This is a genomic window from Bradyrhizobium sp. BRP19, from assembly GCF_020194195.1.
GTDB classification, from domain to species: domain Bacteria; phylum Pseudomonadota; class Alphaproteobacteria; order Rhizobiales; family Xanthobacteraceae; genus Bradyrhizobium; species Bradyrhizobium yuanmingense.
The window spans coordinates 1-12,704 of record NZ_JADYVZ010000029.1 but is presented as its reverse complement, the minus strand read 5'-3'; the positions used below and the strand labels follow the sequence as shown (position 1 = coordinate 12,704).

Genomic DNA, 12,704 nt, shown 5'->3' with positions numbered 1-12,704 from the left:
TCCTAAGAGCCCGGTGCCGCGACCAGACGGTCGGCAGCATCGAAGACGAAGACATCATTGGGATCGAGCACGGCATCGAGCATCTGGCCCGGCTCGAACTCGTGCACGCCGTGCAGCACCGCCACCCAATTCGATCCGTCGCGGGTCAGGTGCACGAAGCTCTCCGAACCCGTGATCTCGGTCACCGTGACAGTGGCGTGGAAGGCGTGACGGTCGGCCTCGCCATTGGCAAGCCCGAGCTGATGGGCACGAAAGCCGACGCGATAGAAGCCGTCGGGCAGACCGGCATAAAGCCCGGACGCGGGCGCTGCACTCCCGCCCGCATATTGGACCATGCCGTTCCCCTTCTCGAGGCCCACGAGATTCAGCGGCGGATCCGAAAACACCTGCGCAACGCGTAAGGTCTGCGGCCGGCGATAGACATTGGTGGTCTCACCCATCTGCAGCGCCTGGCCCTCCCACATGCACACCGTATTGCCGCCGAGCAGCAGCGCCTCCGTCGGCTCGGTGGTGGCATAGACGAAGATCGCGCCGGAGGCCTCGAAGATGCGCGGCAGCTCCGCCCGCAGCTCCTCGCGCAGCTTGTAGTCGAGATTGGCGAGCGGCTCGTCGAGCAGCACGAGGTCGGCACCCTTGACCAGCGCGCGTGCGATCGCGGTGCGCTGCTGCTGGCCGCCGGAGAGCTGGAGCGGCGTGCGCTTCAGGAACGGCTCGAGCCGCAGCAGCTTTGCGGCCTCGGCGACGCGCGCCTCGATCTCGTCGCGCGGCTTGCCCTGCACGCGCAGGGGCGAGGCGATGTTCTCGTAGACCGTGAGCGAGGGGTAGTTGATGAACTGCTGGTACACCATCGCGACCGAGCGCTGGCGCACGTCGGCGCCGGTGACGTCCTTGCCGTTGACGAACACCTTGCCCGTGGTCGGCTTGTCGAGGCCGGCGAGCAACCGCATGATCGAGGTCTTGCCTGACAGCGTCGGCCCGAGCAGCACGTTGAGCGTACCGCTCTCGAGCGTCAGCGAGACGTCACGGATGTGCGGCACGCCTTCCACGGTCCGGGTCACGTGATCGAGTGTCACGGTCATGAGCGTCCTCCCGTTTCCAGCAGGGGACTTTGCGCCACGGCATGGCTCCTGATCCAGTCGTCGAGGGTCGCGATCTCGTCGGCAGATAGTCGCAGGCCGAGCTTGGAACGGCGCCAGACCACGTCGTCGGCGGTGACGGCCCATTCATTGGCCATGAGATAGCGGACCTCGCGCTCGGTTAGCGTGGCGCCAAAGGCCTGGCCGAGATCCGCAGCCGATTTTGCATCGCCGAGCAGCTTGATGGCACGGGTGCCATAGGCGCGCGCCAGGCGCCGCGCATGCTCATGGCTGAGGAAGGGATAGCCGCGCTGCAGCTCGGCGATCAGGCCGTCGATGTCGGATACGTTCATGTCACCGCCCGGCAGCGGCCATTTGCCGGTCCAGCCCTCGCGCGCTTTCGCACTGCGCAAGTAAGGCGCAAGGCGCTCCAGGGCCTCTTCGGCGAGCCTGCGATAGGTCGTGATCTTGCCGCCATAGATCGACAGCAGCGGCACGCCGCCGGGCGTGTCGAGCTCGAACACGTAGTCGCGCGTCGCGGCCTTGGCCTCGCTGGCGCCATCGTCATAGAGCGGACGCACGCCGGAATAGGTCCAGACCACGTCGGCGGGCGCGACGGGCTTGGCCAGATATTCGCTGGCCGCCTTGCAAAGATACTCGATCTCTTCAGTCGTCGCCTTCACCTTGGCAGGATCGCCGTCATAGTCGCGGTCGGTGGTGCCGATCAGCGTGAAGTCGTCCTGGTACGGGATCACGAAGATGATGCGGCCATCGGCATTCTGGAACATGTAGGCGCGGTCGTGGTCGTAGAGCTTCTTCACGACGATGTGCGAGCCCTGCACCAGGCGCACCTTGGCTTTCGCATTCACGCCGGCGCCGCGGCCGAGCACGTCCTCGACCCAGGGTCCGCCAGCATTGATCAGCGCCTTGGCCTGGATCTGCGAGCGCGCGCCGGTCAGCGTATCGACCATGCTGACGGTCCAGACGCCGTCCGACTGGCGAATCTCGGTGGCGCGGGTTCGGGTGCGGATCTCGGCGCCCTTGTCGGCGGCATCGCGCGCATTGAGCACGACGAGGCGGGCGTCGTCGACGAAGCAGTCCGAATATTCGAAGGCGCGGCTGTAGCGGTTCGGGATCAGCGGCTTGCCGACCTCATCGCGCTTGAGATCGACCGAGCGGGTCGCCGGCAACAGGTGACGGCCGCCGATGTGATCATAGAGGAAGAGGCCGAGGCGCAGCAGCCAGGCCGGGCGCAGGCCGGCGTGATGCGGCAGAACGAATCGCAGGGGCCGGATGATGTGGGGCGCGATGCCCCAGAGGATCTCGCGCTCGATCAGGGCCTCGCGGACCAGCCGAAACTCGTAATATTCGAGATAGCGCAGGCCGCCATGCACGAGCTTGGTCGACCACGACGATGTCCCGCTCGCCAGATCGTTCATTTCGCACAGGAAAACGGTATTGCCGCGGCCCACAGCGTCACGCGCGATGCCGCAGCCGTTAACACCGCCTCCGATGATGGCGAGATCGAAAATACGCTCCAACAGACGCATCCCCCGGCGACCGCCCGTTCCATCGAGCGGCTACTTTCGCTTTTGATTAGATCACACCGAAAAACGAAAGCAAGATGAAAGAGAGGCGAAAGGAAGCGAAAGCGGAAGTTTCTTGGTGAGCAAGAGGAGTTCGTGTTGGGCAGCGCCAAGGCGATTTGGGAGGCACCAGCACCTTGATTGGTCAGCATCGAGCGATTATGGTCATACTAGTCAAAATGGTTTATCCCTATGATCAATCGTAACGTTGAACCCGACGCGCTTCCAACGAATGACAGCTGGACGTTGGCCAATGCCAAGGCGCGACTGTCCGAGGTGCTCGACCGCGCCCAGACCGGCCCACAGGTCATCACCCGTCACGGCAAGCCGAATGCCGTCATCGTTTCCGTCGAGGAATGGGCGCGCAAGACAGCGCGCAAGGGCACCCTGGCCGAATTCCTGCTGGCCTCGCCGTTGCGCGGCGCCGACCTTGAACTCGACCGGCTGCACGACGCGCCACGCGACGAAGTGCCATGAACCTTTTGCTGGACACCAACGTGCTTTCGGAAGTTCAGCGGCCCGCGCCTTCGCCAAAAGTTGTGGCATGGCTGGATAGGATCGATGAGGACCGTGCGTTCATCAGCGTCGCCTCGATCGCCGAGCTTCGCCGTGGCATCGCATTGCTTGAGGATGGTCGCCGACGCACCGCGCTGGCCGTCTGGCTTGCCCACGATTTGCCTGCGCGGTTTGCCGAGCGCGTCCTGCCGATCGACCAAACAGTGGCCGAGCGTTGGGGTGACCTCATGGCGCAGAGCCGCAAGAGCGGCGTCGCATTGTCCGTCATGGACGGCTTCTTTGCGGCGACTGCGCTGGTCAACGATCTCACACTCGTCACACGCAACGTGAAGGATTTTGCGGCCTTCGGCGTTCCGCTGCTCAACCCCTGGGACGACGCTTAGCCTCTATCTCAGCCGCACCACTGGTGCGGCTTCCGGTGCGGCATCCTGCACCTCGGCCGACGCATCGTCGACCTCCGCGCCCTTCGGCATCGCCTCGACCACCTCGATGCCCTTGCTGTGGCAGATGGTGGCGAGGCGCTCAGGGAGTTCCTGGTCGGTGACGAAGGTCTGGATCTGGGTGATGTGGGCGATGCGCACCGGCGCGCTGCGGCGGAGTTTTGTGGAATCGGCGACCAGCATGACGCTGCGGGCATTGGCGATGATGGCCTGCGCCACTTGCACCTCGCGATAGTCGAAGTCGAGCAGCGCGCCCTCCTCGTCGATCGCCGATGCGCCGATGATGGCATAGTCGACCTTGAACTGTCCGATCAGCTGCGTCGCGGTCGAGCCGACCACGGCGCCATCGGCGCGCCGCACCGTGCCGCCGGCGACCACCACCTCGATGCGCGGATGGCGGTAGAGCAGCATGGCGACATTGAGGTTGTTGGTGATGACGAGCAGATCCTCATGCGAGGTCAGCGCGCTCGCCACCTCCTCCGTCGTGGTGCCGATGTTGATGAAGAGCGAGCAGCCGTTCGGGATCAGCGAGGCGGCGGCAGCGCCAATCGCCTTCTTCTCGTCGGCGGCGACGAAGCGGCGCGCCTCATAGGCGAGGTTTTCGACGCCCGAGGCGATGATGGCGCCGCCATGGATGCGGGTCAGCGAACGCCGCTCACAGAGATCGTTGAGATCCTTGCGGATGGTCTGCGCCGACACCTCGAAGCGGCGCGCCAGCTCCTCGACCATGACACGGCCGGAGGCGCGCGCGATGTTGAGGATTTCGGCTTGGCGATGGGTCAATCCGGTCACGGCAACGGCCTCAAATCAGAATGATGCATGGTGCGGCGGTTTGCGCCCTCGGTCAATGCGGACGCCGATCACGGTTGACGGATGAAGGTCCTCACCATGCCATTTCTTACCACCCCATGGCACTTGCAAGACGTGCGAGCAGCGTCGGGTCGTCGAACGCGCTGGCGGAGGCGACCGCGCCTGCTCCAACCAGGTCAGCATGGCTGAGGCTGGTGCGGATGCCGACAGTCGGAATGCCGGCGGCCGTTGCGGACTGCACGCCGGTGCGGGAGTCCTCGAATGCGATCGAGGCTCGCGGGCTCGCGCCGACGAAACGCAGCCCCTCCTGATAGGGCAGCGGATGCGGCTTGCCGTGCGGCAGCTCGGCGCCGATCACCAGCGCCTTGAAACGATGCGTGATGCCGAGTCCTGAGAGCAGCAGCTCGGCGTTGAGACGCGGCGCGTTGGTCACCGCAACCATGGGAATGCCGGCGCCATCGGCGCGGTCGAGCAGCGCCATCAGGCCCGGCAGGGGCGCGATCTGCCCGGCCACCAGCGTGCGGAAGACCTCCTCCTTCTCTTCGAGGATGAGGGCGCGCCGCTCCGGCGCCTCGTGGGGCAGAAAGCGCTCGCCGATCGCGACATTGGCGAAGCCCTGCAGCTCGAGGGAGAAACGTGCGTGATCGAAGACGTGTCCGTGCGGGCCGAGCACCTGGTTGAAAGCCTTCAAGTGCAACGGATCGGTGTCGGCGAGCGTGCCGTCGATGTCGAACAACAGCGCCCGGCCCGTTCCATCGTGTTTGGTCTCGATCATTTCCGTACTTTCCCAGATGCGCGGCGCATCGATGCGGAAGGCGTATCAATACGGCCTCGATCGCGCAATGACGCATCCACATGAGGCAGGTGACACTCGACAAAGTCGCGTGCGACTGCAACACTGATTGCAAGATCAAAAAGGAGGAAACGATGACGATCAACCGACGCGATCTGGCTCTCTCGACGCTCGCCGTGTCCGCACTTGCGTTCGCCACGCCGGCGCTCGCCGCTTCGGCAGACGAGGACGCCGTGGCGAAGAGGGTCGAGGCCTTCCGCCTCGCCCAGATCGCGGCCGATCCCAAGGCGCTCGGCGCGCTCTGCGCGGAGGAACTGAGCTACAGCCATTCCAGCGGCAAGGTCGAAGACAAGGCGGCGTTCATCGCCAACGCCACCGACGGCAAATCGAAGTTTCTGTCCATCGAATACAAGGATCCCACCATCAAGGTCGTCGGCCCCGCAGCGATCGTGCGTTTCCACTGGCTGGGCGAGCAGGAGATGGCGGCCGATGGGAAAAAAGTATCGACCAACCTTCACATCCTGATGAACTGGCAGAAGCAAGGCGACGAGTGGAAGCTGTTGTCGCGGGCGGCGACGAAGTTGTGATCACGTCTTTCCCCTCTCCCCTTGCGGGAGAGGGTGGCTTCGCAAAGCGAAGCCGGGTGAGGGGTATTTATCCGTGGGTCTAACTCTCTATTGAATTCGCGGAGCCAACCCCTTATCCGGCGCTTCGCGCCACCTTCTCCCGCATCCGCCTTCGCCAAGGCTTCGGCGGACATGAGGGGAGAAGGAAGAAGGCAGCAACATCAAGGGCGGCAAAAAGTTCCGACCACGCCTCGCGGGCCGGAATGACAGTTACGCCGCCTCCTTCACGTCGCCATTCACCAGCCTGCGCGCGGCGCGCTCGGCTTCGCGGGCGTTGCGGAAGAGCTGGCCTTCGAGACGGTTGAAGCGGTGCGATGAGGCGAAGAAGCAGTAGCCTCCAGAAGAACGAACGACGATACCTGCGGTCTGCGAATCGACTTCGATGATGTAGCTGTCCGGCATAGTCCGTGGCTTCCTCAGTGCGGGCAAACAACGGCGCTCCTGCCCAAAGGTTCCCAAGGGCATTTGCGGCCGTTTCCACCCCGAATCGACACGCAATTGATTACGCCGGGACCTCATCCGTTTTATGACTGGTTCTTGACTGGTTCTTGGCGAAGCCGCGACGATGTGACTTGCTCGTGCCGCGTTCTGCGGCGCTGCAAGGCCTCGCAATATGGGACAGTGCGTCGCGCGCGATTACGTCGCGATCGGCGGATCGTTTCGCTGGATCGCCTGGGGACGGCCGTGGTCGTCGATCGAGACGTAGGTGAAATGACCGTCGGTGACGAGGAACGGATGCAACTCCTTGCGCCGCAATGCCCAGGCCTCGAGATGCACGGTCAGCGAGGTGCGCCCGACGCGCACGAGATTGGCGTAGACCGAGACGAGATCGCCGACATAGACCGCTTTGCGAAAATTCATCGCCTCGATCGCGACCGTCACGGTGCGCGACCGCGCAACCTTCGAGGCGAACACGCCGCCGCCGACGTCCATCTGGCTGAGCAGCCAGCCGCCGAAGATGTCGCCATTGGCATTGGTGTCGGCCGGCATCGCCAGCGTGCGGATGCAGAGATCGCCGCTCGGCCCGGTCGCTTGTTCGCTCATATGGCTCTCACTTGAAATTGTCCCAGCCCGGATCAGGCGCGAAACGCGCGCCGAATCGTTCCGCCAGCGCGCGCAGAGTGGATACGATGTTTTCCACGCCGCGCGTGCGCGCGTAATTCAGCGGACCGCCCCGGAACGGCGCATAACCCGTACCGAAGATCATGGCGCCGTCGACCGCATCGGCATCGTCGACGATACCCTCGCGAAGCGCCGCGACGCAGACATTGGACATCGGCAGCACCAGGCGGTCGATCATCTGGTCGGTGACGCGCGGGCCGGTCTCCGGCAACGCTGCTTTCTCCGCCTTGCCGTCCTTCCAGGTGTAAAAGCCCTTGCCGGTCTTGCGGCCGAGCTCGCCCTTGGCGACCTTCTCGCGCAGCCAGGCCGGCGTCGGCGGCAGGAGATCGCCGAACTTGGTGCGCAGCATGTCGCCGACGTCGAGGCAGATGTCGAGCCCGACCTGATCGGCCAGCTCGATCGGACCCATCGGCATGCCGAACTGCACGGCCGCTTCATCGATCAGGCGCTGGTCGATCTTCTCGTCCAGCATCACCATCGCTTCCAGCATGTAAGGCGTCAGCGCGCGGTTGACGAGGAAGCCGGGCGAGCTCTTCACAGGCAATGGCAGGCGGTCGATCGCTCCGACGAAGGCGAGCGCCTCTTTCAGCACGTGTGCATCGTTGCCTTCATGGCTGACAACCTCGACCAATTGCAGCCGCGACACCGGGTTGAAGAAATGCAGGCCGACCAGCCGCTCCGGCCGCGCCAGCGTGGTGCGCAGATCCTGCAGCGGAATGCTGGACGTGTTCGTCGCAAGGATGGCTCCGGGCTTCATCCGCGGCTCGAGTCCGGCATAGACCTTCTGTTTCAGCTCCAGCTTTTCCGGCACCGCCTCGATAATGAGGTCGGCGTTGCGGACGCCCTCGCCGTCCATGTCGGGGATCAGGCGATCGAGCGCGTCGCGCACGTCGGTGGGCTTGCGGATGATCTTGCCGTAGAGGTCGGCCGCGCGCTTGACCGCGCCTGCGATCGGCTCCGGCTTCATGTCGGCGAGCGACACGCGAACGCCCTGCCCCGCACACCAGGCCGCGATGTCGCCGCCCATCGCGCCGGCGCCGATGACGTGGACATGCTTCACCGTGCTGCCGGCGCCTGCCGCCTTCTTCATCTGCTCGCGCAGGAAGAAGACCCGGATCAGATTCTGCGCGGTCGGCGTCACCATCAGCTTGGCGAACGAGGCCTGTTCGGCCTTCAGCATCGCGGCCTTGCTGCCGCCATGTGCTTCCCAGAGATCGATCAGCGCATAGGGCGCTGGATAATGCTGGCGCGATGCGGCCTTCGCGGCCTCCGCGCGCATGCGCTTGGCCAGCAGGCCGCGCACCGGCCCGAGATTGGCGGCGCGCGCCAGCAGTCCAGGCTTGGCCCGCTTCAGGCGGCCGAACAGCGCATCCTTCACCGCGCCCTGGACATGCCGCTCCTGCGTCACGGTGTCGACGAGGCCGAGCGATCTGGCTCGGCGCGCATCGATGGTGCGCCCGGTCAGCATCAGCGCCATCGACTGCGTCGGATTGACGAGCGCAGTGAAACGCGCGGTGCCGCCAAGGCCGGGATGCAGGCCGAGCATCACCTCCGGGAAGCCGAAGCGCGCACCTTCGATCGCGATGCGCGCCTGGCAGGCCAGCGCCACCTCAAGGCCGCCGCCGAGGCAGAAACCGTGGATGACCGCGACCGTCGGCAGCCTCAAGGCTTCCAGATGGTCGACCACCGCATGCGCGGCGCGGATGCGCGTCTCCACCATGCCGGCATCGCTGGCCCCGCGGAATTCATTGACGTCGGCGCCGGCAATGAAGCCGGACGGCTTTGCCGAGCGGATGACGAGACCGGCGGGACGCTCGGTCTCGATCGCCGCGAGCACGGCGTCGAACTCCTCCATCACCTCGGAGGACAGCGTGTTGGCGCTGGCATCAGCGCGGTCGAACAGCAGCCAGGCGACGCCGTCTTCATCTCGCGTCAGCTTGAAATGCTTGTAAGGACCATCCGGCGCAGGGCGCGGCCCGAGCTCCAGCACGCGGTCGGCGAGCACGGTCATGATCTTGGAATCCATGGTCATACCGCCTCGATCAGCATGGCGCCGCCGAGCCCGCCGCCGATGCATTCGGTGGCAATTCCGCGCCGCGTGCCGAGCCGCTTCATCGCGTTGACGAGATGCAGCACGATGCGGTTGCCGGAGGTGCCGACGGGGTGGCCCAGCGAAATCGCACCGCCGTCGACGTTCAGCCGCTCGCGGTCGATCTCGCCGGCCGCGCCGTCGAGCCGCAATATTTCGCGGCAGAACTTGTCGTCGTTCCAGGCGGCGAGACAGCCGAGCACCTGCGTTGCGAAGGCCTCGTTCAGCTCCCAGGTCTCGACGTCCTTGAGGGTGAGGTCGTTGCGCTTCAGCAGCGGCGTCACCGACATCACCGGACCGAGCCCCATGATGCTGGGGTCGAGCGCGGCCCAATGGCTGTCGACGATCGCAGCTTTCGGCGTCAGCTTGTGCTTTGCAACGGCAGCGTCAGAGGCGAGGATCACCCAGGAGGCACCGTCGGTGATCTGCGAGGAATTGCCGGCGGTGACCTGGCCCCACGGGCGTTCGAACACCGGCCGGAGCTTGGCGAGCGTCTCCGCCGTCGAATCCGGGCGCACGCCATCGTCGTGGTCGAAGAACTTGCCGTCGCGGGAAAACGCGGTTTCGACCTCGCCTTTCAGATAACCCGCGCTTTGCGCATGCGCGAGCCGGCGATGACTCTCGGCCGCATAGGCATCCGACTGCGCGCGCGTGATGCCGAAGAGATGGCCGACGACCTCGGCTGTCTGGCCCATGTTCAGCTCGGTGACGGGATCGGTCAGGCCGCGCTCGAGGCCGATGATCGGCTTGAGATCGCGCGGCCTCAGCTTGAACGCCGAGGCGAGCTTCGCGGCCATGCCCTTTGCGGTGGCAAGGCCGGCGAACCAGCGCACGCCGGAATTCGGCCAGACCAGCGGCGCGTGGCTGAGCGCCTCGGTGCCGCCGGCCAAAACCATGTCGGCATGGCCTTCGCGGATATAGCGGTAGGCGGTGTCGATCGACTGCATGCCCGAGCCGCAATTGATCTGCACGGTGAAGGCGACCATGTCCTCGCCCATGCCGAGCCGGAGCGCGGCGACGCGGGCCGGGTTCATCTCGTCCGCGATCACGTTGACGCAGCCGAGGATGACCTGGTCGAAGCTATCGGGCGAGAACGGCTGGCGCGCCAGCAGCGGTCGGCCGCATTGCACGGCGAGATCGACCGGCGTGAACGGCCCTGGCCCCGAACGCGCCTTCAGGAACGGCGTCCGGCTGCCGTCGACGATGAATACCGGTCGTGCCATCAGCTCGCCGCCCTCTGCTCACCGAGTTCCTGGAAGAACTGATGCACATTGACGGTTTTCTTGTAAATCGGCGACAGCGCCTCCGGCGCAAAATCGTCGACCTCTATCACTTTTGTGACGGCTTCGCGGGCAGCGGCGAGTTGCTCGCCCTCGGCTTGCGTGATTACGCCCTTGGTCACCGCCTCCTTCCAGTCGCGGATATGCGCAGCACGCATGCGCCTGGCGATCGCATCCGTCGCCGCGACCAGCTTGAACGCGCGCTCCAGCCGGGCAAAGCCGCCGTCGTCGTCGACATGGGCCAGATCCGGCGTGAGGCGCTCGCGTGCCGCCGACGGCTCCAGCACGATGGCAGCGCATTGGTGCACGATGCGGTCGGACGGGCCGAGCACGCGGGCGCCGAACGGCTGCACCACGAGCCTGAGGAAGCCGGCGACGAAGCGGTTCGGCAGATTGGCCAGGATTTCGGCGAGCCGGTTCTCGATGGTTTTGAACCCGGTCGCCATGCACCATTCCAGCGCGGCAAAATCCTCCTTCTGCCGCCCCTCGTCCTGCCAGCGCTTCAGCGCGGCCGAGAGCAGATAGAGCTCGGACAGGATGTCGCCGAAGCGGGCCGACAGCATTTCCTTGCGCTTGAGCGCGCCGCCGAGCGTCAGCAGCGCCATGTCGGCGCAGAGCGCAAAGGCCGCCGAGTAGCGCGAGAGCTGGCGATAGAAGGGCGTGGCAACGCCCGCATCGGGCACTGGGGCGAATGCGCCAAAGGTCCAGCTGCGACCCATGGCGCGGAAGAGTGTCCTGAAGCTGTGGCCGACATGCTTCCAGAACGCCTTGTCGAACGCGCCGAGGCCGCGCTCGCGATCGCTATCGGCGAGCGCGTTCATCTCGTCGAGCAGGTAAGGATGGGCGCGGATGGCTCCTTGTCCGAACACGATGAGATTGCGGGTCAGGATGTTGGCGCCTTCGACGGTGATGCCGACCGGCACGGCGCGGTGGAGATTGCCGAGATAGTTTTGCGGACCGTCGATCACGGCCTTGCCGCCATGGATGTCCATGGCGTCGTCGACCGCGGTGCGCATCCGCTCAGTCGCGTGCAGCTTCATGATGCCGGAGATGACGGCGGGATGGATGCCGGCGTTCAGTGCCGCGCAGGTGAGCCGGCGCGCGGCGTCGAGCTGGTAGGCGGTCGCGACGATGCGGGCGAGCGGCTCCTCGACGCCTTCGAACTTGGAGATCGAGATGCCGAACTGCTCGCGGATGCGCGCATAGGCGCCGGTGGTGCGCGCGGCATAGGCGGCCCCGGCGGCCGACAGCGACGGCAGCGAGATGCCGCGGCCGGCGGCGAGCGCCGTCATCAGCATCTTCCAGCCCTGCCCCAGCCGCTCCTTGCCGCCGATGACGTAATCGAGCGGGATGAAGACGTCGCGGCCCCAATTCGGGCCGTTCTGAAAGACCTGCATCGAGGGCAGATGACGCTGCCCGATCTCGACGCCGGGCAGGTTCGTCGGGATCAGCGCCACGGTGATGCCGAGCTCTTCCCGGCTGCCCACGAGATGATCGGGATCATAGGCCTTGAAGGCGAGACCGAGCAACGTCGCGACGGGACCGAGCGTAATGTAGCGCTTGTGCCAGTTGAGGCGGAGGCCGACCACCTCGCGACCCTCGAATTCGCCCTTGCAGATGATGCCGGTGTCGACCATCGAGGCGGCGTCGGAGCCGGCTTCCGGGCTGGTGAGGCCGAAGCAGGGAATCTCGCGGCCGTCGGCGAGGCGCGGCAGCCAGCGCTGCTGCTGCTCTGTGGTGCCGAAGCGCATCAGGAGCTCGCCCGGGCCGAGCGAGTTCGGCACCATCACGGTGACCGCGGCCGCGATCGAGCGGGTCGAGATCTTGCGCACCACTTCCGAATGCGCGTAGGGCGAGAAGCCGAGGCCGCCGTACTCCTTCGGAATGATCATGCCGAAGAATTTCTCGCGCTTGACGAAGTGCCAGACGTCCGGCGGCAGGTCGCGCGACTCCCAAAAGATCTTCCACTCATCGAGCATGGCGCAGAGCTCGTCGACGGGGCCATTGAGGAAGGCCCGCTCCTCGTCCGTCAGCGTCGCCTGCGGGACCTTCAGCAGCTTCGACCAGTCGGGGTTGCCGGTGAAGAGATCGGCATCCCACCAGACGTCCCCCGCCTCCAGCGCCTCGCGCTCGGTGTCGGACATCGCCGGCAGCACGCCGCGCGCCCATGAGAAGATCGGCTTTGTGATGGTGTCGCGGCGGAAGCTCATGGCGGACCTCATGCATCGGCGCGGTTTTCGGGCATTTTAGCGGAAAGTGGCTGGCGGAGGCGAACATCTCGCCTGCAACATTGACGCGGCCGGGCGGCCGCCCGAGCCATAACGGCGGGGGCGGGGGCGGTCTCTTTTACCCATCTGACGCTGGCG

12 protein-coding genes are annotated in these 12,704 nt (G+C 65.5%); 3 read left to right on the top strand and 9 right to left on the bottom strand.

The window, feature by feature from the left end; all coding sequences use genetic code 11:
* Positions 1-2: 2 nt before the first annotated feature.
* Complete coding sequence (locus tag I6F36_RS36480) at positions 3-1,079, bottom strand: ABC transporter ATP-binding protein (protein ID WP_057026248.1); 1,077 nt, start codon at positions 1,077-1,079, stop codon at positions 3-5.
* The gene (gene glpD, locus I6F36_RS36475) at positions 1,076-2,626 is read right to left on the bottom strand and encodes a glycerol-3-phosphate dehydrogenase (RefSeq protein ID WP_128262995.1); all 1,551 of its coding nucleotides are present in this window, start codon (positions 2,624-2,626) and stop codon (positions 1,076-1,078) included. Before glpD ends, I6F36_RS36480 begins: the two co-directional genes overlap by 4 nt.
* A 228-nt stretch (positions 2,627-2,854) precedes the next feature.
* Here glpD and I6F36_RS36470 point away from each other — a divergent pair, with 228 nt between their 5' ends.
* Both I6F36_RS36470 and I6F36_RS36465 read left to right on the top strand, forming a co-directional pair.
* Positions 2,855-3,139, top strand: a complete 285-nt coding sequence (locus tag I6F36_RS36470) for a type II toxin-antitoxin system Phd/YefM family antitoxin (protein ID WP_225173104.1) — start codon at positions 2,855-2,857, stop codon at positions 3,137-3,139.
* The gene (locus I6F36_RS36465; protein WP_036013859.1) at positions 3,136-3,561 is read left to right on the top strand and encodes a type II toxin-antitoxin system VapC family toxin; all 426 of its coding nucleotides are present in this window, start codon (positions 3,136-3,138) and stop codon (positions 3,559-3,561) included. The genes I6F36_RS36470 and I6F36_RS36465 overlap by 4 nt, the downstream gene beginning before the upstream one ends.
* Positions 3,562-3,564: 3 nt before the next feature.
* Here the strand turns inward: I6F36_RS36465 and I6F36_RS36460 are convergent, their stop codons facing one another.
* Both I6F36_RS36460 and I6F36_RS36455 read right to left on the bottom strand, forming a co-directional pair.
* Positions 3,565-4,410, bottom strand: a complete 846-nt coding sequence (locus tag I6F36_RS36460) for a DeoR/GlpR family DNA-binding transcription regulator (RefSeq protein WP_036013860.1) — start codon at positions 4,408-4,410, stop codon at positions 3,565-3,567.
* Between the two features lie 106 nt (positions 4,411-4,516).
* On the bottom strand, positions 4,517-5,203 hold the full coding sequence (locus tag I6F36_RS36455) for an HAD family phosphatase (RefSeq protein WP_225138021.1): 687 nt from the start codon (positions 5,201-5,203) through the stop codon (positions 4,517-4,519).
* A gap of 152 nt (positions 5,204-5,355) precedes the next feature.
* On the opposite strand from I6F36_RS36455, the gene I6F36_RS36450 reads away from it, so the two are divergent.
* Entirely contained in the window at positions 5,356-5,808 is a 453-nt protein-coding gene (locus tag I6F36_RS36450; RefSeq protein ID WP_036013866.1) for a nuclear transport factor 2 family protein, read from the top strand.
* A gap of 249 nt (positions 5,809-6,057) precedes the next feature.
* Here the strand turns inward: I6F36_RS36450 and I6F36_RS36445 are convergent, their stop codons facing one another.
* The 5 genes from I6F36_RS36445 to I6F36_RS36425 all read right to left on the bottom strand — a co-directional run bounded on the left by I6F36_RS36445 (position 6,058) and on the right by I6F36_RS36425 (position 12,548).
* Positions 6,058-6,249, bottom strand: a complete 192-nt coding sequence (locus I6F36_RS36445; RefSeq protein WP_036013862.1) for a hypothetical protein — start codon at positions 6,247-6,249, stop codon at positions 6,058-6,060.
* Positions 6,250-6,483: 234 nt separating this feature from the next.
* Positions 6,484-6,891 carry an acyl-CoA thioesterase gene (locus I6F36_RS36440; RefSeq protein ID WP_025038210.1) on the bottom strand — a complete coding sequence of 136 codons (408 nt, stop codon included), beginning with the start codon at positions 6,889-6,891 and terminating at the stop codon, positions 6,484-6,486.
* Positions 6,892-6,898: 7 nt separating this feature from the next.
* Positions 6,899-8,995, bottom strand: coding sequence for a 3-hydroxyacyl-CoA dehydrogenase NAD-binding domain-containing protein (locus I6F36_RS36435; RefSeq protein WP_225173103.1), 2,097 nt, complete (start codon positions 8,993-8,995; stop codon positions 6,899-6,901).
* Between the two features lie 2 nt (positions 8,996-8,997).
* The gene (locus I6F36_RS36430) at positions 8,998-10,281 is read right to left on the bottom strand and encodes an acetyl-CoA C-acetyltransferase (RefSeq protein ID WP_225147892.1); all 1,284 of its coding nucleotides are present in this window, start codon (positions 10,279-10,281) and stop codon (positions 8,998-9,000) included.
* Positions 10,281-12,548, bottom strand: coding sequence for an acyl-CoA dehydrogenase (locus I6F36_RS36425; RefSeq protein ID WP_225173102.1), 2,268 nt, complete (start codon positions 12,546-12,548; stop codon positions 10,281-10,283). The genes I6F36_RS36430 and I6F36_RS36425 overlap by 1 nt, the downstream gene beginning before the upstream one ends.
* Positions 12,549-12,704 lie beyond the last annotated feature (156 nt).

What these genes read in the sequence shown, in the direction of transcription:
- I6F36_RS36445 (WP_036013862.1), bottom strand. Translation starts at nt 6,249, where the DNA reads ATGCCGGACAGCTACATCATCGAAGTCGATTCGCAGACCGCAGGTATC.
- I6F36_RS36435 (WP_225173103.1), bottom strand. Translation starts at nt 8,995, where the DNA reads ATGGATTCCAAGATCATGACCGTGCTCGCCGACCGCGTGCTGGAGCTC.
- I6F36_RS36425 (WP_225173102.1), bottom strand. Translation starts at nt 12,548, where the DNA reads ATGAGCTTCCGCCGCGACACCATCACAAAGCCGATCTTCTCATGGGCG.
- glpD (WP_128262995.1), bottom strand. Translation starts at nt 2,626, where the DNA reads ATGCGTCTGTTGGAGCGTATTTTCGATCTCGCCATCATCGGAGGCGGT.
- I6F36_RS36470 (WP_225173104.1), top strand. Translation starts at nt 2,855, where the DNA reads ATGATCAATCGTAACGTTGAACCCGACGCGCTTCCAACGAATGACAGC.
- I6F36_RS36480 (WP_057026248.1), bottom strand. Translation starts at nt 1,079, where the DNA reads ATGACCGTGACACTCGATCACGTGACCCGGACCGTGGAAGGCGTGCCG.
- I6F36_RS36455 (WP_225138021.1), bottom strand. Translation starts at nt 5,203, where the DNA reads ATGATCGAGACCAAACACGATGGAACGGGCCGGGCGCTGTTGTTCGAC.
- I6F36_RS36450 (WP_036013866.1), top strand. Translation starts at nt 5,356, where the DNA reads ATGACGATCAACCGACGCGATCTGGCTCTCTCGACGCTCGCCGTGTCC.
- I6F36_RS36440 (WP_025038210.1), bottom strand. Translation starts at nt 6,891, where the DNA reads ATGAGCGAACAAGCGACCGGGCCGAGCGGCGATCTCTGCATCCGCACG.
- I6F36_RS36465 (WP_036013859.1), top strand. Translation starts at nt 3,136, where the DNA reads ATGAACCTTTTGCTGGACACCAACGTGCTTTCGGAAGTTCAGCGGCCC.
- I6F36_RS36430 (WP_225147892.1), bottom strand. Translation starts at nt 10,281, where the DNA reads ATGGCACGACCGGTATTCATCGTCGACGGCAGCCGGACGCCGTTCCTG.